The organism is Rhodobacter maris (assembly GCF_900217815.1).
Lineage (GTDB): Bacteria > Pseudomonadota > Alphaproteobacteria > Rhodobacterales > Rhodobacteraceae > Rhodobacter > Rhodobacter maris.
In genome coordinates this window covers 118465-136508 of the sequence record NZ_OBMT01000006.1, presented here as the reverse complement: position 1 = coordinate 136508, position 18044 = coordinate 118465, and the positions used below count along the sequence as shown (strand labels likewise).

14 protein-coding genes are annotated in these 18044 nt (G+C 67.6%); 7 read left to right on the top strand and 7 right to left on the bottom strand.

Translation table 11 applies throughout. From position 1 onward, the window contains the following. Positions 1-49: 49 nt before the first annotated feature. The 5 genes from speB (at position 50) to CRO22_RS10440 (ending at position 8430) form a co-directional block, all read left to right on the top strand. On the top strand, positions 50-1015 hold the full coding sequence (speB, locus tag CRO22_RS10460; protein WP_097070088.1) for an agmatinase: 966 nt from the start codon (positions 50-52) through the stop codon (positions 1013-1015). Between the two features lie 312 nt (positions 1016-1327). Further along, entirely contained in the window at positions 1328-2362 is a 1035-nt protein-coding gene (gene rsgA / locus CRO22_RS10455; protein WP_217991891.1) for a ribosome small subunit-dependent GTPase A, read from the top strand. 90 nt (positions 2363-2452) lie between these two features. Further along, positions 2453-3649 (top strand): metallophosphoesterase family protein, encoded by a 1197-nt coding sequence (locus tag CRO22_RS10450; RefSeq protein ID WP_141399437.1) that lies wholly within the window; start codon positions 2453-2455, stop codon positions 3647-3649. Continuing rightward, complete coding sequence (locus CRO22_RS10445) at positions 3649-7038, top strand: AAA family ATPase (RefSeq protein ID WP_097070086.1); 3390 nt, start codon at positions 3649-3651, stop codon at positions 7036-7038. The genes CRO22_RS10450 and CRO22_RS10445 overlap by 1 nt, the downstream gene beginning before the upstream one ends. Positions 7039-7107: 69 nt before the next feature. Beyond that, positions 7108-8430, top strand: coding sequence for a serine hydroxymethyltransferase (locus tag CRO22_RS10440; protein ID WP_097070140.1), 1323 nt, complete (start codon positions 7108-7110; stop codon positions 8428-8430). A gap of 63 nt (positions 8431-8493) precedes the next feature. On the opposite strand, the gene lsrF is transcribed toward CRO22_RS10440, so the two are convergent. From lsrF to CRO22_RS10405, 7 genes are all read right to left on the bottom strand, one after another. Beyond that, positions 8494-9390 carry a 3-hydroxy-5-phosphonooxypentane-2,4-dione thiolase gene (lsrF, locus tag CRO22_RS10435; RefSeq protein WP_245860943.1) on the bottom strand — a complete coding sequence of 299 codons (897 nt, stop codon included), beginning with the start codon at positions 9388-9390 and terminating at the stop codon, positions 8494-8496. An 85-nt stretch (positions 9391-9475) separates the two neighbouring features. Next, positions 9476-10510, bottom strand: coding sequence for an autoinducer 2 ABC transporter substrate-binding protein LsrB (gene lsrB, locus CRO22_RS10430; RefSeq protein ID WP_097070084.1), 1035 nt, complete (start codon positions 10508-10510; stop codon positions 9476-9478). Positions 10511-10583: 73 nt separating this feature from the next. Next, on the bottom strand, positions 10584-11636 hold the full coding sequence (locus tag CRO22_RS10425) for an ABC transporter permease (RefSeq protein WP_097070083.1): 1053 nt from the start codon (positions 11634-11636) through the stop codon (positions 10584-10586). Next, on the bottom strand, positions 11633-12664 hold the full coding sequence (locus tag CRO22_RS10420) for an ABC transporter permease subunit (protein WP_097070082.1): 1032 nt from the start codon (positions 12662-12664) through the stop codon (positions 11633-11635). The genes CRO22_RS10425 and CRO22_RS10420 overlap by 4 nt, the downstream gene beginning before the upstream one ends. Continuing rightward, positions 12661-14160: a sugar ABC transporter ATP-binding protein gene (locus tag CRO22_RS10415; RefSeq protein WP_097070139.1), complete on the bottom strand. Its 1500-nt coding sequence runs from the start codon at positions 14158-14160 to the stop codon at positions 12661-12663. The genes CRO22_RS10420 and CRO22_RS10415 overlap by 4 nt, the downstream gene beginning before the upstream one ends. Next, positions 14150-14866 carry an orotidine 5'-phosphate decarboxylase / HUMPS family protein gene (locus CRO22_RS10410; protein WP_097070081.1) on the bottom strand — a complete coding sequence of 239 codons (717 nt, stop codon included), beginning with the start codon at positions 14864-14866 and terminating at the stop codon, positions 14150-14152. Before CRO22_RS10410 ends, CRO22_RS10415 begins: the two co-directional genes overlap by 11 nt. A gap of 5 nt (positions 14867-14871) precedes the next feature. Next, positions 14872-15189 (bottom strand): antibiotic biosynthesis monooxygenase, encoded by a 318-nt coding sequence (locus CRO22_RS10405; protein WP_097070080.1) that lies wholly within the window; start codon positions 15187-15189, stop codon positions 14872-14874. A gap of 253 nt (positions 15190-15442) precedes the next feature. On the opposite strand from CRO22_RS10405, the gene CRO22_RS10400 reads away from it, so the two are divergent. Both CRO22_RS10400 and lsrK read left to right on the top strand, forming a co-directional pair. After that, positions 15443-16402, top strand: coding sequence for a sugar-binding transcriptional regulator (locus tag CRO22_RS10400; protein ID WP_097070079.1), 960 nt, complete (start codon positions 15443-15445; stop codon positions 16400-16402). Beyond that, positions 16402-17967, top strand: coding sequence for an autoinducer-2 kinase (gene lsrK / locus CRO22_RS10395; protein ID WP_097070078.1), 1566 nt, complete (start codon positions 16402-16404; stop codon positions 17965-17967). The genes CRO22_RS10400 and lsrK overlap by 1 nt, the downstream gene beginning before the upstream one ends. Positions 17968-18044 lie beyond the last annotated feature (77 nt).

Here is an 18044-nt window from a genome sequence, read left to right as displayed (position 1 = left end):
GCCAAGGGAGAGATTGCGACAGATAAAGCCACCGGCAAGGAGATCAGAGATGGCGCAACACGGCTATGAGACGGGGCGGCTGAACCTGCCCTTCGTCGGCATTTCCACATTCGGCAAGCGGCCCTATGTGGCGGATTGGACGAAGATCGAGGCCGATGTCGCGGTGATGGGCGCGCCTTTCGATTTTGGCACCCAGTTCCGGGCGGGCGCGCGCTTTGGCCCGCGCGCGGTGCGCGAGGCCTCGACGCTCTTTTCCTTTGGCCATGCCGGCGCTTATGACCATGAGGATGATGCGACCTATCTGCCCGAGAGCGTGCGCATCGTCGATATCGGCGATGCCGACATCGTTCATACCGATACCGAGGCGAGCCATGCCAATATCGAGGCCGGGGTGCGCGCGATGCTGAAGGCCGGCGCGCTGCCGGTGGTGATCGGCGGCGATCATTCGATCAACATTCCCTGCATCCGCGCCTTTGACGATCAGGGCCCGATCCATATTTTGCAGATCGATGCGCATCTGGATTTTGTCGATGTGCGCCACGGCGTGCGCCATGGCCATGGCAACCCGATGCGGCGCGCGGCGGAAAAGGACTATGTGGAGGGCATCACCGCGCTCGGCATCCGCAATGTGTCCTCGACCGCGAAAGACGGCTATGAGGCCGCGCGCGCGATGGGCGACGATATTCTGAGCGTGCGGCAGGTGCGGCGGCTTGGCACCGAAGGCGTGCTGGCGCGGCTGCCCGAGGGCGCGCGGATCTATGTCACGATCGACATCGACGGGTTTTGCCCCTCGATCGCGCCGGGCACCGGCACGCCCTCGCATGGCGGGTTTCTCTATTACGAGGTGCTCGAGATCTTGCAGGGTGTGGCCAGGCGCCATGAGGTGGTGGGGATCGACCTCGTCGAGGTGGCCCCCGATTACGACCCCTCGGGCGCGACCCAGATCCTTGCGGCCCAGGTGCTCCTGAACTTCCTTGGTTTCATCTTCCATGCGCGGAGCACGCGGGAGGGGTGAGTCTTTCGCTTCGGCAGGGCCGAAGCGACCCGCCGGGGGGCGTTGCCCCCCGGACCCCCCAGGATATTTGCAGCAAGATGAAGGGGAACGGCTGCGCTTTGAGCCGATCTGGGCGAGCGGTGTTCCGGTGCTGGCCCTGAGGCGCGAAACGGGGTAGGATCGGGCATTCGCATTGCAAGGAGGGGATATGTCGGATCTTGTGAGCCTCCGGGCCGGGGCGTTCTGACGGGCTGACCCGCGACCGCCTCGCCCCCTGACGGCCGTCGGCGCCATTTTGGCGCCCGTCTTTCAGTGTCTTGCGAGGATATTCCATTGACCGACACGCTCACGCTCGCCGCGCTCGGCTGGGCTGCTGACTTCATGCGCCAGCTCTCGCTCGAAGAGCTTGCCACCCTCACCCCCTGCCGCATCGCGGCGGTGCATCGCAACCGGCTCGACGTGCGCACGCCAGGCGGCGCGCAAAGCCTGCTCCCGCCCGCGCAGGGCACCACCGCGGCGCTGGCCGTGGGCGATTGGGGGCTCTCGGATGGCACGCGGCTGATCCGCCCGCTGGAGCGGCGCAGCCTGCTGGCGCGCCGCGCCGCGGGCACCGGGGCCGCGCGCCAACTGATTGCGGCAAATGTGGACACGCTCTTCATCACCACCTCCTGCAATGCCGATTTCAACCCCGCCCGGCTCGAGCGCTACCTTGCACTGGCGCGAAGCGCGGGGGTGAGGCCCGTTTTCGTGCTCACCAAGGCCGATCTGAGCGCCGAACCAGAGGCCTGGAGCGCGCGCGCCGCCGCCATCGACCCGCGCGTGGCCTGCTGCCAGATCGATGCACGCGCCCCCGGCGCGGCGCTGGCCGATTGGTGCGGGTCGGGGCAGACGGTGGCGCTGCTCGGCTCTTCGGGCGTGGGCAAGACTACGCTCGCCAATGCGCTCACGGGGGGCGCCGCGGCGACGGCAGGCATCCGCGAAAATGATGCGAAGGGGCGCCACACCACCACCGCGCGTCATCTTTTAGCGATGCCCGCAGGCGGCTGGCTGATCGACACGCCCGGCATGCGGGAGTTGCGGCTGAGCGATGCGGGAGAAGGCGTCGCCGCGACCTTCGACGATATCACCGCGCTCGCCGCAACCTGCCGCTTTGCCGATTGCCGCCACGCGCATGAGCCGGGCTGCGCGGTGCAGGCCGCGATTGCCGAAGGGCAGCTCGCCCCGGAGCGGCTCACCCGCTGGCAAAAGCTTGACCGGGAGGATCGCTACAACTCCGAGACCCTCGCGGAGGCCCATGCCCGCGACCGCGCCTTTGGCCGCATGACCCGCCATGCGAGCCGCGAAAAGGCCCGCCGCCGCGACGTTTGAGCTCCGGGCCGGGCGTCTTCGCGCCCGGCCCATTGCCTCGCCCGAGGCTTGCTTCCATACTGGCGCAAGTTCTCGCAACCGCTGGATCCGATGCGCCTTCTTGTCACCGCCGATATCCATCTGGGCGCGCCGATCCGCTCGGCGGCATTGCGCAACCCGGTGCTGGGCGCAAGCCTCAGGCAGGCAAGCCGCGACAGCCTGTCCGATATCGTTGCACTGGCGATCTCGGAGCGGGTCGATGTGCTCGTACTTGCGGGCGATGTGTTCGACAGTGCCGAGCCGGATCTGAAAATCCGTGCCTTTCTGATCGCGCAACTCGCCCGCGCCGCGGCGGCCGGGGTCGAGACGGTGCTGATCCGCGGCAATCACGATGCGCTGCTCGACCATGCGGCGCAGGGGGCGCTCGGCCCGAAAATCCACCTGCTCGAACGCGCCCGCCCCACGGTCGAGATCGGCGGGGTCGCCTTTCATGGCCTCTCCTTCGAGAGGGGCCATCAGCAGGCAAGCTTCTTGCCGGACTATCCGCCGCCGAGCCCGGGGCGGCGCAATGTCGGGCTCATGCATACTTCGCTGGAAGGCGCGCCGGGCCATGATCCCTATGCCCCCTGCGCCGAGGCCGCGCTGATGGCACAGGGCTACAACCTGTGGTGTCTTGGCCATATCCATGCGCCCTTTGCGCGCCGCGCGGGCGATGTGCTCGCCGTGATGCCCGGCATTCCCCAGCCGCGCCATTTTGGGGAGCGCCACGGCGGCTCTGTGGCGCTCGTCACGCTCGGGGAGGGCCCGCCGGAGCTTGTCTGGCATCCCGTCGCGCGGCTGCGCTTCGTCGAGGCCCGGCCCGATCTGAGCGGCTGCGCCGACCAGAGCGAACGCGCGCAGGCGGTGCGTGACGCCCTTCTGGCCGCGCAGAGCCCGGCGCAGGAAACCGCGCTGCGGCTCACGCTTGCGAGTGCGAAGCAGAGCGAGGCGGAGCTTGCAGCGCTCGCGGCAGCGCTCTGCGAGGATGTCGATCAGGTGCATATCGACAAGCTGCGCCGCATCGATCCGCCCCGCGCCCCGGGCACCGCGGCGCAAACGGATGATCTGATCCGGCTGATGCGCGCCGAAACGGCCGAACCCGGTTTTCGGCAAGCCGCACGCGAGATTCTGGCAGAGTTACGTCAGGCGCTGCCGCGCGAGATCGCCGAGGACCTGGCCGAAACTGCACTCGACGATCTGCTGAGCGCAGCTCTGGGCGAGGTCAGCGCGGAACTCCACCGCGACGCAGCGCGGCCGGAGGACGGCTGATGCGGCTCAACCGGCTCGATCTGATCCGCTACGGTCGCTTCCACGAAGCCCGGCTGAGCCTGCCCGCACCGCCGGCCGGCAGCCCCGACGTCACCCTGATCCACGGCCCGAACGAGGCCGGAAAATCTACCGCGTTCAATGCCTTCCTCGAACTTCTCTACGGCATGAAGACGCGCGAGCATCGCTATGCCTTCCGCTTCGACCGGGCCGATCTGCTGATTGGCGCGGAGCTCGATCTGCCCGGGCGCGGCCCCATCGTGCTGCGCCGTACCGGCAAGCGCGCGCAATCCCTGACCGATGCCGAGGGCCGCCCGGTGGATGAAGCACTCCTTGCCGCGGCGCTTCACGGGCTCGGCCGCGAGGCCTATCTGGAGCGGTTCTCGCTCGACGATGCAGGGTTGCGGGCGGGCGGCGCGCGGATCGCGGGCGCGCAGGGCGATCTGGGCCAGCTTCTTCATGCCGGCATGTCAGGACTGACCTCGATGGCGGGGACATTGGCCGGGCTGGCAGCAAAAAGCGATGCGTTTCACCGCCGCGGGGCCCGCTCCGGCGTGTTGCGCGCCGGCAAGGAGCGCCTCGCCCAGATCGCCGCCGAGCTGCGCGCCGCCCGGCTGACACCCGACCGCGCCGACCGCCTTGGCGCGGCACGGGCGCAAGCCCAAACCGCCTTCGAGACCGCCGAGGCCGCGCTCATCGGCGCGCGCAATGCGCAGGCCGCAGGGGCGGCCGCCGCGATCTGGCAGCACGAAAGCGCCGGGATTGCGCAGCTCGAAATGCAGCTTGCCCAGCTCCCCGCCGGGCCGGATCTGGCCCCCGGCACCGCCGAGCGGGTGGCGGCGCTTCTCGCCACCATCAGCGCGCAGGAAGCCCGCGCTCACGAGGCCGAGACCAAGGCCGCGCGCCATGCGACCGCGCTTGCTGCGCATCCCGAAGACCCGCAGGCCGCCGCCCTCGCCCTCGCGCTTGACCGGCTCGATGCCTTGCAGCTCGACGACGCACCGCTGACGGCGCGCGCGGCCACCGCCCGCACGGATCTGGCGCGCCGCCAGGCGGAGCAGGCCACGTTCGACGCGCAGCGCACGGCGTTGCGCAACCGGCTGGACCTGCCCGCGGCGGCAGATCTGGCGTTGACCCCGGCCGCGCTCGAAGCACTGGGCGCGGCCGCGCAACAGGCCCGGGACGCCGCGCAAAAAGAGCAAAACCTGCGCGCGGCCCATGCGGAGGCAAAAGCGAAAATCGGCGTGCAACCTGCTGCGCCCAAAGATCTTTCCACGCTCGAGGCGGCGTTGCGCCAGTTTTCCACCCGGGCCGATCTCACCCGGGAAGAAGAGCGGCTTGCGCAGGCGCGAGCCCAGCTTGGCACCGCGAGTGCGGCGCTGCCGGCTGACTGGTCGGCGCGGGTTGCCGCCGGTTTGCCCGCCCCGGAGACGCTTGTGCACCTGGTGCAGGCGATTTCGGCGGCGCGGGCCGATCTGGTCACCGCCGAGCGCGACGGGCAGGCCCGCGCGGCGGAATATGCTGAAGCGCAGGCGCTTTGCGCCGCCGTCCGCGCCGCGCCCGAAAGCACGGATGCTGCGCAGATCGAAGTGACGCGGCGCCTCCGCGATCAGGCCTGGACCCGCCATCGGGCCGCCCTCGAGGCCACGACGGCAGAGGCTTTTGCCGCGGCGATGCAGGCCGACGATGCGGCGCGCGCGCATTATCTGACCGGCGCCGAGGCGCGGCAGGCTCTGGCACAGGCAGAGCGCACGCTGGCACTTGCCGAAGCGCGCGCGCAAACCGCCGCGGCGGTGACGCGCGCGGCATCGCACGCAGTTTCCGAACACGACGCGCAGGCCCGGCGCCTTGCGACGGCGCTCGGCCTCGCGCCGGAAACCGCGCCCGAAGCGCTCGCCCCCCGCCACGCCGCGCTCACCGCAGCGGCGGCGGCGGCGGCGGCGGTCGAGGCGGCGCAGGCAGCCTACGAAGCCGCGGCGACACAGCGCGCCCGCGCCGCATCCGCGCTCTCGGCGGCGGCCGCCGCCGCGGAGATCGAGGCCACGCCCGACACCCTTGCGCCCCGCGCCGAGGCGGCACTCGTGATGCAGACGCCAATGCGCAGCGCCTGGACCCGCTGGCAGGCCGACGCGCAGGCGCTGGAAAAACTCACGGCCGCCTGCGCGGCCGCGGCAGTGGCCCGCGAAGAGGCCGATCAGGCGCTGGCCGGGCTCACTCGCCCGCTGGCACTGCCGCAGCGCGACGCTGAAGCGGTGCTGGCCGCCCTGCCCGATCTGCGCGCGCTCCAGCGTCTGGAAGAAAAAACCGGGGCGCTTGCGCAACGCATCGAAGCGCTGAGCGGAGCGATCGCCGCCCTTGCAGCGGGAAGCACCCAGATCGCGCGGATCCTCGGCCGCGATCCGGACGACCCGCTTGCGCTCATCGACACCGCCCGCCTGCGTCTTGCCTCGGCGCAGGTGCAGGCGCGTGCGCGCACCGCCGAGGCCGCCGCAGAAGCCGAGGCGCGCGCGAGCCTTGAGGCCGCGCAGATGGAGCTGCGGGCCGCGCAGGCTGCGCTCGCCACCGCTTTCGAGGGCCAGGAGGGAGGCGCGCTTGCGCCGGCGCAGCGCATCGCGGCACTGGGCCAGCGCGACAATCTGCGCACCGAATTGCGCGCCGCAAACGCGCGTCGCGCAGCGGCGCGCGCGGGGGTTGATGCAGCGCTTTTCGAGGCGGAGCAGAGGCGGCTTCCCGACCCGAGCCGGGCCGAGGCGCTGGCCCGGGCGCTCGCGGAGGCACAAGCCGAGCGCGACCGGGCACGCGATGTCAAGGTCGAGGCGGACCGGCTCTGGCGCGAGGCTTTCGGCGCCGCCGAGCGCGGTGACCTCGTCACCGAACAGGCCGTTGTGCTGGAGGAACTGCGCGAGGGGGCACGCGCTGCGGCGCTCGCGCAGCTGGGCGTTCTGGCGGCGCGGGGCGCGCTGCGCCGGCTTGCCGCCGAGCGGCGATCGAGCATGCTGCGCGATGTCGAAGCGGCTTTCGTGGCAATGACCGCGCCGGCCTGGACGGGGGTCGATGTCTGGTCCGAGGCGGCAGGCGACAAGCTCGTGGGGTTGCGCCCCGATGGCACGCCGGTGCCGGTCGAGATGATGTCGACGGGGACGATGGGGCAGCTCTATTTCGCGCTTCGTCTGGCCGGGTATCGCAACTTTGCCCGCGAGGCGGGGCCGCTGCCGATGATCCTCGACGATATCATGGAAACGTTTGACGACACCCGCGCCCGCGCCGCGCTGACCCTTTGCGCGGGGATCGGCACGGTCGGGCAAGCCATTCTCTTCACCCATCACGCGCATCTTGTTGCGCTCGCGCGCGCGCAGATCCCCGGCGTGAACGTGGTTGAAATGCCCCGCTGAGGCGGTGCAAACGCCCTTGCGGCGGCCCCCGTGCGGGCAGAGAGTGGCGCCATCGAGATGGAGACCCCGATGACCGCATCCGCCCCCCGCCCTTGGCTTCCCGAAGCCGCAAAGACCCGCATTGCCGAGATTGAAACGGCCCTCGACGGCGCACCAAGCGCCACGCTTACGGCCCGGATCGAGGCCCTCGCCGCCAGGAGCCGCGAGATCCACGAGCGCGATTGTTTCAACCTCAACCCCGCCACCAATGTGATGAACCCGCGCGCAGAGGCGCTGCTGTCTGCCGGGCTCGGTACACGCCCCTCGCTCGGCTATCCGGGCGAGAAATACGAAACCGGGCTGGAGGCGATCGAGGAGATCGAGGTGATCGCCCAAGATCTCGCCTGCGCGGTGTTTTCGGCCCGTTTTGCCGAGATCCGTGTTGGCTCCGGCGCGCTGGCAAACCTTTATGCCTTCATGGCGACCTGCGCGCCCGGTGATGCGATCATCGCGCCGCCTGCCGCGATTGCGGGCCATGTCACCCACCATGCCGCGGGCGCTGCCGGGCTCTACGGGCTCGAAATCTTCGAGGCGCCGGTCGATGCGGATGGCTACACGGTTGATTTGCAAGGGCTCGCGGCGCTTGCGCGGCAGGTGCGCCCGAAGCTGATCACGATCGGGCAGAGCTTGAACCTCTGGGCGCATCCGGTGCCCGCCTTGCGCGCGATCTGCGACGAGGTGGGGGCAAAGCTGCTCTTCGATGCCGCGCATCAATGCGGCATGATCGCGGGCGGGGTCTTCCCCGATCCGCTGGCGCAGGGCGCGGATCTGATGACGATGAGCACCTACAAGAGCCTTGGCGGGCCTGCGGGCGGGCTTGTGCTGACGAATGACCCGGCCCTGGCCGAGCGGCTCGAGGCAATCGCCTATCCCGGCCTCACCGCGAATTTCGACGCGGGCCGGGTGGCGGCGCTGGCGGTGGGCTTGCTGGATTGGCGCGATTTCGGCCAAGCCTATGCGGCGCGGATGGTGGCGATGGCGCAGGCCCTCGCCGCGGCCCTCGAAGCCGAGGGGCTCACCCCGTTCCGCACCGCGCAGGGCATCACCGGCTCGCATCAATTCGCGCTTGAGGCGGCGGATCTGGGCGGCGGGCAGGCCGCCGCACGGAAGCTTCGCCAAGCCGGGTTCCTTGCCTGCGGCATCGGGCTGCCGCGCGATCCGGTGGCGGGGGATCTCAACGGGCTGCGCTTCGGCACGCCCGAAATCTGCCGCTTTGGCCTGACCCCGGCCGAGATGCCGCGGATGGCGGGGTTGATCGCGAAAGCGCTGCGCGCCAATGATCCCGCGGCGCTCGCCGCCGAGGTGGCGGCATGGCGGCGCGACTTCACCGCACTGCACTTCCTGCACGGCTAAAAAAATGTGGGCGCCCCGGAGCCAGAGGCTCGGGGCGCCCGGCACGGCTGCCTCGTGAGTGGATCAGCCGGCCTGTTTGAGATCGAGGAAGAGCTGATAGGCTTCCTTGGCGGTGAAGTTCTCATGCACCACCTTGGTCACCGCCTGAATCATCGCAATCGGCGCTTCCGACTGGAAGATGTTGCGGCCCATGTCGACGCCCGCCGCGCCCTGATCAATGGCTTTATACGCCATTTCAAGCGCTTCAAGCTCGGGGAGCTTCTTGCCACCGGCGATCACGAGCGGCACCGGGCAGCCTGCGGCGACCTTCTCGAAGCCCTCTTCGACAAAGTAGGTCTTCACGTAATGCGCGCCGAGCTCGGCCGCGATCCGGGTGGCGAGGCCGAAATAGCGCGCGTCGCGCGCCATGTCCTTGCCAACCCCGGTCACCGCGAGCGTCGGGATGCCGTAGCGGGTGCCGGTGTCGATCAGCTTGAGCACGTTGGTGATCGACTTGTGCTCATATTCCGAGCCGATATAGACCTGCGCCGCCATCGCGCAGACGCCGAGCCGGATCGCATCCTCGATTTCCACCGCGACGGTCTCGTTCGAAAGCTCGGTCAGGATCGAGTTGCCGCCCGAGCAGCGCAGCGCCACCGGTTTGGTGTTGGTCGGCGGCACGGTCGAGCGCAGCGCGCCGCGCGTGCACATCAGCACATCGGCATAGTCGCACAGCGGCAGGATATTGAGATCCATCCGCTCCAGCCCGGTCGCCGGGCCCTGGAAATAGCCGTGGTCAAAGGCCAGCATCACGGTGCGGCCGGTCTTCGGGTTGAAGATCCGGGAAAGGCGGTTCTTCATGCCCCAATCGTAATGGGCGGCCCCTTTGAGATAGAAGCCCTGCAGGTCGGCCGGCTTGTCGAGCCCGAAATCCTTGCCTTCCTTGATGTCGTCGAGATCGGCCATGGAGGATCCTTTCATTGGCAGATTCTGGCCGGCACGCGCGAGCGCACCGGCCGGGGTCATGGAACCCGCCGCCCGGGGGGCGGGCGGCGGGGATCACGCCTCAGAAATCGAAGTTGTCGATATTCTCGGCGGTGAAGACGGTGCGTTCCGGCAACAGGATGATGCCGTTGTTCGGTGCTTCATAGTCATAGCCCTGCACCGAGTTGGGAGAGATTTCAACGGTGCCGACGCCGGGCACGTCGAGCTTGTCGCCGATGGCCCAATTGGCACCATTTGCAAGCTGATCAGCCACATAGACGGCAAGTTTGCCCTGCATGACCACATCCCAGAGGCCGAATTCCTTCACCGTGCCGGACTTGACATATTGCCGCATGGTGTTGGGCGTCGAGAAGCCGGTGACGATGATCGAGCCGCCAAGCCCGAGGTTTTCAGCCGCCTGCGCGGAGCCCGGAAGGGCGTTCGCATCGGGGCAGATGATCGCGTCGAGATCGGGATAGGTCTGGTAGAGCGCGGTCGGCACCTGCACGGCCTTTTGCGCATCCTGGTTGGAGAATTCGGTCGCGACGATTTCCCAGCTCGGATAATCGCGTGCGATGATCGCCTTCGCCTCTTCGGCCCATTGGTTCTGGTCCGTCACCGTCGGCGAGGAATAGTGGAAAGCCACTTTCTTCGGCGCGGTCGGGTCGTCCATCTGCTCGGCGGTCATCTGAACGAGCAGCGCGCCAAGCTGGGCGGGCGTGCCCTGGTCGATGTAGTAGCTGCGGCAGGCGGGGGTGGTGTCACTGTCCCAGGTCAGCACTTTCACGCCCTTGTCCATCGCGCGTTTGAGCGATTCACACAGCCCCTCGGGCGAGAGCGCCGAGATTGCGATGGCGTTGTAGCCCTGATTGACGAAGTTGTTGATGAATTCGACCTGACCCGAGACAGAGGCCTCGCTCGGCCCGTCATATTTCACGTCGATGCCGAGCGTCTTGCCCATCTCGAGCGCGCCCTTGCCGCCGCTTTCAAAGAAGCCGACCCCGGTCAGCTTCGGGATGAAGGCGACGCGCGACCCGTCGGCGCTGGCCGAGAAGGTGGTGAGCGCCGTGGTGAGCGAGGCAATGGCAAGCCCGGTCACGATACGTCCGAAAGTCATGGTAGTTCCTCCGCTTGGTCTTCCCTGCCGGGGCCACAGCCCCGGCCTCTGCGGCCAACGCCCGGCACGGGCGTCAGCCATTTCCTCCCACCGCCCGAAGCTCTGCTTCATAGGCGGTGCGGTTGGCGCGCCGGCTGGCCAGCACCCCCATACCGATTTTCAGCGCCACCGATCCGATCAGCAGCACGCCGACGATCACCGGCACGACATCCGAGCTGATGCCGAGCGCCAGAAGCCCTTGGCGCAGGAAACCGAGCACCAGCCCCGCAAGGAAGGTGCCCAGCACCGAGCCCTGCCCGCCGTAGATCGACGAGCCGCCCAGCACCACGGCGGTGATGATGTTCAAAAGCGCCTCCGCCCCCAGATCGGCGCGGGCCGAGGTGAAATAGGCGCTCAGCACGAGCCCCGCGACGGCACAGGCAAAGCCGTTGAGCGCATAGACGGTCACGAGCGTCCGCGTCACCGGCACGCCGGTAAAGCGCGCCACCGGATCGGAGACACCGATCAGCTTCAGGAACCGGCCAAAGCGGGTGCGATGCATGAGCCAGGTGGCGCCCGCCGCGAGGGTCACGGTGATGATCAGCGGCACCGGCACCCAGCCAAGCGCCCCCGTGCCGACCCAGGTGAAGGTTTTCGGCAGGCCCGAGATGCCCTCGTATTGATAGGCCTCAAATCCCCCTGCCCCGGCCACGGCAAAGCCCATCATGTCGAGCAGCGTCGGCAGACCCGAGGCGAGCCCGGCGTAGAAGAAGAGCATGGCGAGCGTGATCACGAGCGGGTTCACGTCGGTCTTGGCGATCACCGCACCATTGAAGGCCCCGGCACAGAGCCCGACCACGAGCGCAAGCGCCACGCCGCCCCAGATCGGCACCCCCGCCACATAGGCAAGGCCGAGCACGATCGAGGAGAGCCCCATCACCGAGACGCCGGAAATGTCCATGCCCCCGGTCATGATCACCAGCGTCAGCCCCACCGCGCAAATGATCACATGCGCGAAATCCGAGGTGGAAAAGAGCAGGTTCTCGACATTGAGGAAGGCGGGGTTGATCAGGCCAAGGACGCCAAGCTCGACCACCAGCACGACGGCCAGCATCGCCTCCCAGCTCTTGAAGACAGAGTGTTTCACGATGCCATCTCCCGGGTTTTGGTGGCAGAGGAGGCGCGCTCCTGATCCGCCTCGGCACGGCGCATCTCGGCGGCACGGGCGGCGAGTTGACGGTTATGGACGGTGCGGCGGATCAGGTAGTCAAAGACAACGATGCCAAGGAGCACGGCGCCCGCCACGGCATTGTTCCAGCTTCCCGGCACATGCAGGAAGATCATCATGGAATCGACTGCCGTCAGGAACAGCGCGCCGATCACCGCCGACCAGACCGTGCCGGTGCCGCCCATCAGGCTGACGCCGCCGAGCACCACGGCCGCAATCGCCTTGAGTTCCTGCCCGTTGCCGGTCTGCATCGGCACAAAGCCGATCTGGCCGACAAAGACGATGGCCGCCGCCCCCGCAAAGAGGCCCGAGAGGGTGAAGGCGGCAAAGCGCGTGGCCTTGACGTTGATGCCGAGGAGATAGGCGCCATCGGCATTGTCCCCCACCGCATAGAAGTTGCGCGCGGCGCGCACCCGCCAGAGCAGCACGGCCACCACGATCACCAGCACGGCAACGGCCCAGACCATCAGCGGCACATGCAGATAGCGGGTGACGGCAAAGCTCTTGATGCTTTGCGGGATCGACTCGATCCAGCTTCCGCCCGTCAGCACCCGCATGAAGCCGCGGTAAGCGCCGAGCGTGCCGAGCGTCATGATGATCGGCGGAATGCCGACAAAGACCACGCCCACCGCGTTCACCGCCCCCGCGGCGGCGCCGGTGGCGAGCGCGCAGAGCATGGCGAGCGGCAGCGGAAGACCCGCGTTCAGCGCAAAGCCGAAGATCACCGCCGAGAGGCCTGCGATCGCGCCGACCGAAACGTCGATGCCGCGCGTCTGCACCACGAACATCTGCCCCACCGCGATCAGCATCAGGAAGAGGGACGAGTTGACGATGTTGATCAGCGTGAGCGGGCGCAGCACCGCGTGGTTTTGCGTGGCCACGGCGAAGATCATGCCAACCAGCAGGATCAGCACCAGCAGCTCGCGGCTTTTCAGAAGTCTCATCATGCTCCTGCGCCTCCCTTCGCATCAAAGGTGGCCGCCGAGATCTGCTCGACCGCCGTGATGCCCTCGGGCAAGGCGCCCAAGCGGCCGCGTTTCATGATCAAGACCCGGTCGCTGACCTCGGCGATCTCGCCCACTTCGGAGGAGATCACGACAACGCCCACGCCATCAGCGGTGAGTTCGCGGATGATCCGGTACACATCCTGGCGCGCCCGCGCATCAATGCCGCGGGTGGGTTCGTCCAGAATGACGACCCGCGGCGCGGGCGCGAGGGTTTTCGCCAGCACGATCTTTTGCTGGTTGCCGCCGGAGAGCGTTTTGGCTGATTGCATCGGCGAGGAGAGCTTGATGCGCAGCCGGTCAATGAACCCGTTGGCGAGCTTGTGCTCCTCCGCCTCGCTCATGAAGCGTGCGCCGGGCAGCGACATCAGCCCCGAAGAGATCGTTTGCGCCGAGGGCAGCGCCAGAAAGATCCCATGCGCATGCCGGTCTTCGGGAACATAGGAAAGCCCCATCTGCTGGCAGATCTGCGGCGAGCGTTCGGGCGCCGTTTTGCCGGCGATGATCACCTCGCCCGTGGCCTCGGTATCAATGCCGAAGATTGCCTCGGCAAATTCCGTCCGCCCCGATCCGACAACGCCGGAAATCCCAACCACTTCACCGGGATAGACCTCAAAGTTCACATCGCGGAAGGCACGGCCCGAAAGCCCTTTCACCTCCAGAACCGGCGCCGCTCCGGCGACCTTGCAGGAGGTTTTGGCGTCCGCCGCGGGCGGCGTGAAATCCTCGGGCAACATCGCCTCGACCAGTTGGTCGGCGGTGAGCTCGGAGGCCGGGCGCGACAGCACGAAATGGCCGTCGCGCAGCACGGACACGCGGTCGGACATCTCGAGCACTTCGTTCAGCCGGTGCGAGATGAAGAGAATGCCGATCCCCTGCGCGGTGAGATGTTTCACCTCGGCGGCAAGGCTCGCGACCTCGCGGCGCGTGAGCGACGAGGTCGGCTCGTCGAGGATCAGCACATGCGCATTGCGCAACAGCCCCCGCACGATCTCCACAAGCTGCTGGTTGGCAATCGAAAGCTCGCCTCCGGGGGCGGAGAAATCGACCTCAAGCCCGATCTCGGCGGCAAGCTTTTCAGCACGGCGCGCATTCTCCGCGCGCTCGCCCGCAAGCCCCATCGTGAGGTTTTCCAGCACCGTGAGGTTCGGGAAGATATGCGGCTCCTGCGGCACCATATAGATGCCCTTGGCATGGGCCTCCGAGGGCTTGCCAAGCGCGACCGGAACACCGCCCACCTCGACCGCCCCGGCGGTTGGCTTGTAGGCGCCGGAGATGATCTTCACGATGGTCGACTTGCCCGAACCATTCCCGCCCAAAAGCGCATGCACTTGACCGGGATAGATCTCGAAATCGATGCCGCGCAGCACGGTGACGCTTTCGAACACCTTCCAGATGCCGCGCAGGGCCACCAGCGGGGTTTTGCTTTCACTTTGCATGATCGCCCCCCAGATCATTGGCGGCGCGCACGGCAGACAGCCGCGCCAGCATCTCGGCCGGATCCGCCGCCTTGAAGATCGCACTGCCCGACACGACGAGATCGGCGCCCGTGGCACAGGCGGCCTCGATGCTCTTGTCGGTGATGCCACCGTCAATCGCGAGCACCGGCGCAAAAGGCGCACAGCGCGCCCGCAGCGCCGCGAGCCGGGCCGCGGCTTCAGGCACATTGGCAGGCGCCCCGTCGCGCGGGTCGAGCGCCAGCACCAGAACAAGGTCGGGCTCCAGCGCCAAAAGCGCATCGAGATCCGCGATCTCCGTGCCCGGCATCACGCCAAGCCCGGCAAGGATCGGGCGCCCGAGCCGTTCGGCTTCGGCGCGCACGCGCGCCAGCGCCTCGGCCGCGCCCGGCGCCTCGGCATGCACGGTGATGATATCGGCGCCCGCCGCGGCAAAGCCTGCCACCTGCGCCGACGGATTGGCCACCATCAGATGCACATCGCGCAGCACCTCGGTGCCGAGCGCCGCCACAAAGGCCGCTCCGCCCGTCAGTTGCGGCACGAACACCCCATCCATGATATCGAAATGCACCACCTCGAGCCCGTCGAGGGCGTCGAGCGCAGCTCCCATCGCCGCAGCCGGGGCGGCAAAGACGCCCACCCCGATGCCACGCGCGCGGGCCCGCAGAGCGCGGGTCACGCTGATCATGACGCTTACTCCCCGTTCAGCGCCGCCGCATGATCGGGCATGATCATGCGGTAATAATCCTTCTCGCGGCCGCCGATCTGGATCTTGGCAAGCCCTTCGACAACCTTGGCGTAATGGGGCGTCTTGCGATGAGCATCGACCGCGGCCTCATCGGCGAAGGCTTCGTAGATCACGAAGTGATGGTCGTCCTGGGGGTCTTGCAGCACATCAAACCGGTAATTGCCCGGCTCGGCGCGCGTGCCCTCGAAATTGATGCGGAACACATCATGGAAGTCCTGCACGCAGCCCGGTTTGACCCGGATGTGGACAAATTGAACGAACATCGAACGCCTCCTCGCGACGAGCCCTTTTCCTCCTCCCCCACTGCCTCCACGCAGATGGGGAGATCGGCGGCGAGCCGTCTGGCTCGGGACTCTGCTACCGATCATTTGTTCCATGCAAATCTTTTTGATCACATCTGTCAAGCGGGAACAGAGGGTGAAATCCTGCATGGTAGCGCATGACAGCGAATTTCGGCGCTCCATTATTGACAGATTGATCATCAAGTGATCCTCTGCTCACCGGGAGGACCGGAGGATGAGCCAGGTCACAGCACCGCAAGACGGTGCGGCAGTGCTGGATGCAGAAGAGATCGAGCAGATCAGCCGTGCCGCATGGTACTATTACAACGACGGGCTGACGCAGAACCAGATTGCGGACATGCTGGGCGTCTCGCGCATCAAAGTCTCGCGGCTTCTGGAAAAGGGCCGCCAGAGCGGATTGATCGAGCTGCGCATCAACTCACCGCATCAGGGCAGCATGGCGCTGCAGGAAGAGCTGATCGCCGCCTTCGGGCTCGCCGATGCGCGCGTGGTGCCCGCCGCCCCGGTGGGCACAGCCGGGGCAGCGCGGATCGGCCGCGCCGCGGCAAGCCTCCTGATGCAGCATCTCGTGCCCAATGATCTTCTCGCGATCGGCTGGGGCGATGCCACCTCGACCACGCTGCGCTACATGGCGCCGGTGTTCCCGCAATCGAACATCTCGCTTGTCAGCCTCACGGGCGGCGTTTCCGCCTATATCGGCACGACCGGGCTTTACGGGCCGCAGGGCTTTGCCCATCTGATTCCGACGCCGCTCCGCGTTTCCTCGCCCGAACTGGCGGAGATGCTCCGGCTCGAACCCTATGTGCGCCATGTGCTCGACATGGCGTTGACCGCGAAGCTCGCGATGATCGGCGTGGGCTCGGTGGCGCGCTCGGCCACGCTGGTGCGCTACGGCTATTGCACCGCCACCGAGATCGAGCTTTTCACCCGGCGCGGCGCGGTGGGCGATATTCTGGGCTATTTCTATGACCGTGACGGGCAGATCCTCGATCTTGAGGTGCACCGCCACGTTGTCGCCGTGACGCCGCAGGACATGCGCCAGATCCCCTCGGTGGTGGCTGCCGCCGCGGGGCCTGAAAAAGTGGAAGCGATTCTGGGCCTGTTGCGGGGTCGGCTTGCCAATATTCTGGTGACCGACGAGCCGACGGCGCGGGATCTGTTGCGGAGGATCTGATGAAAACCCACCTGCTTGTTCTGGATGCCGGAACCGGCTCCGGCCGTGCTGTCGTGTTTGATCGCGAGGGGCGCCAATGCGGCGTCGCGCAGGAAGAATGGCGCCATCTGCCCGAGGAAGGCGTGCCCGGTTCGATGGCTTTTGACGTGCGGGGCGGCTGGGCGCTGCTCACGCGCTGCATCAAGGGCGCACTCGCGCAGGCGGGGCTGACGGGCAGCGATATTGCCGCGATCTCCGCCACCTCGATGCGCGAGGCGATCGTGCTTTATGACGGGGCGGGCCGCGAGATCTGGGCCTGCGCCAATGTCGACAGCCGCGCCACCGAAGAGGTGAAGGCGCTGCGCGCGCAGGGCGCCGATTTCGAGCGCGCGTTTTATGCTGTCTCGGGCGAGACCTTCGCGCTTGGCGCGCTGCCGCGCCTCAACTGGGTGCGCCGCCATGCGCCCGAAATCTTCGAACGTGTCCGCGCGCTCTCGATGGTGAACGACTGGATCGGCGCGAAGCTGACCGGTGAGATCACGGTGGAACCGACGAATGGCTCGACCAACGGGCTTCTCGATCTCACCACCCGCAACTGGTCGGAAGCGCTGATCGCGAAGGCCGGGCTCGACCGGGCGATCTTTCCGCGCATTGTCGAGCCGGGGGCGCTTGTCGGCCATGTGACGGCCGCCGCCGCAGCGGAAACCGGCCTTGCCGAGGGCACGCCGATGATCGCGGGAGGCGGCGATGTGCAGCTTGGCGCGATCGGGCTTGGCGTGGTGGAGCTTGGCTCTGCCGCGGTGCTGGGCGGCACCTTCTGGCAACAGGTCGTCAACATCCCGCAAGGCAAGGTCGACGAGACGATGCGGCTGCGCGTGAACTCGGCCGCCGTCGCAGGCATGAACCAGGCCGAGGCGCTGAGCTTTTTCGTGGGGCTCACCGCGCGCTGGTTCCGCGACGCATTTTGCCAGGAGGAGGTCAAACGCGCCACCGAGACGGGCCGCGATGCCTATGCGCTGATGGAAGAGCTTGCCATGCAGGTGCCGCCGGGCGCGCATGGGATCATCCCGATCTATTCCGATGCGATGGATTTCGGCAATTGGTATCACGCCGCGCCCTCGCTCCTGAACCTCTCGATCGACCCGGAGAAATCCGGCAAGGGCGCGATCTTCCGCGCGATTCAGGAAAATGCCGCGATCGTGGCGGCGGTGAACCTCGCCCGGGTCGAGGCTTTTGCAGGGGTGGGCGGCAGCGGCCCGCTCACGCTGGCGGGAGGCGCGGCCAAGGGCCTGCTCTGGCCGCAGATCCTTGCCGATGTGACGGGCCGCGAGATCCGCATTCCGCAGGTGCGCGAGGCGACCGCACTTGGCGGTGCGGCGGCGGCGGCAACGGGGGTGGGTCAGTTTTCCAGCCTCGCAGAGGCCGGACGGGCCTTCGTGCGCTGGGACCGCTCGGTCCTGCCCAACACGGCCAATCGCGCGCTCTATGACGAGGCGCGCGCGCGCTGGCAGACAGCCTATGCGGCGCAGAAAGCACTCGTTGATCACGGGATCACCGAGGCGATGTGGCGCGCCCCGGGCAGTTGACCCCACGGCCCGGCGGCATCTGCGCGCCGGGCCGGTTTCCGGGTGTTCGATTCGTGCAACTTGAAATGAATTTTTCC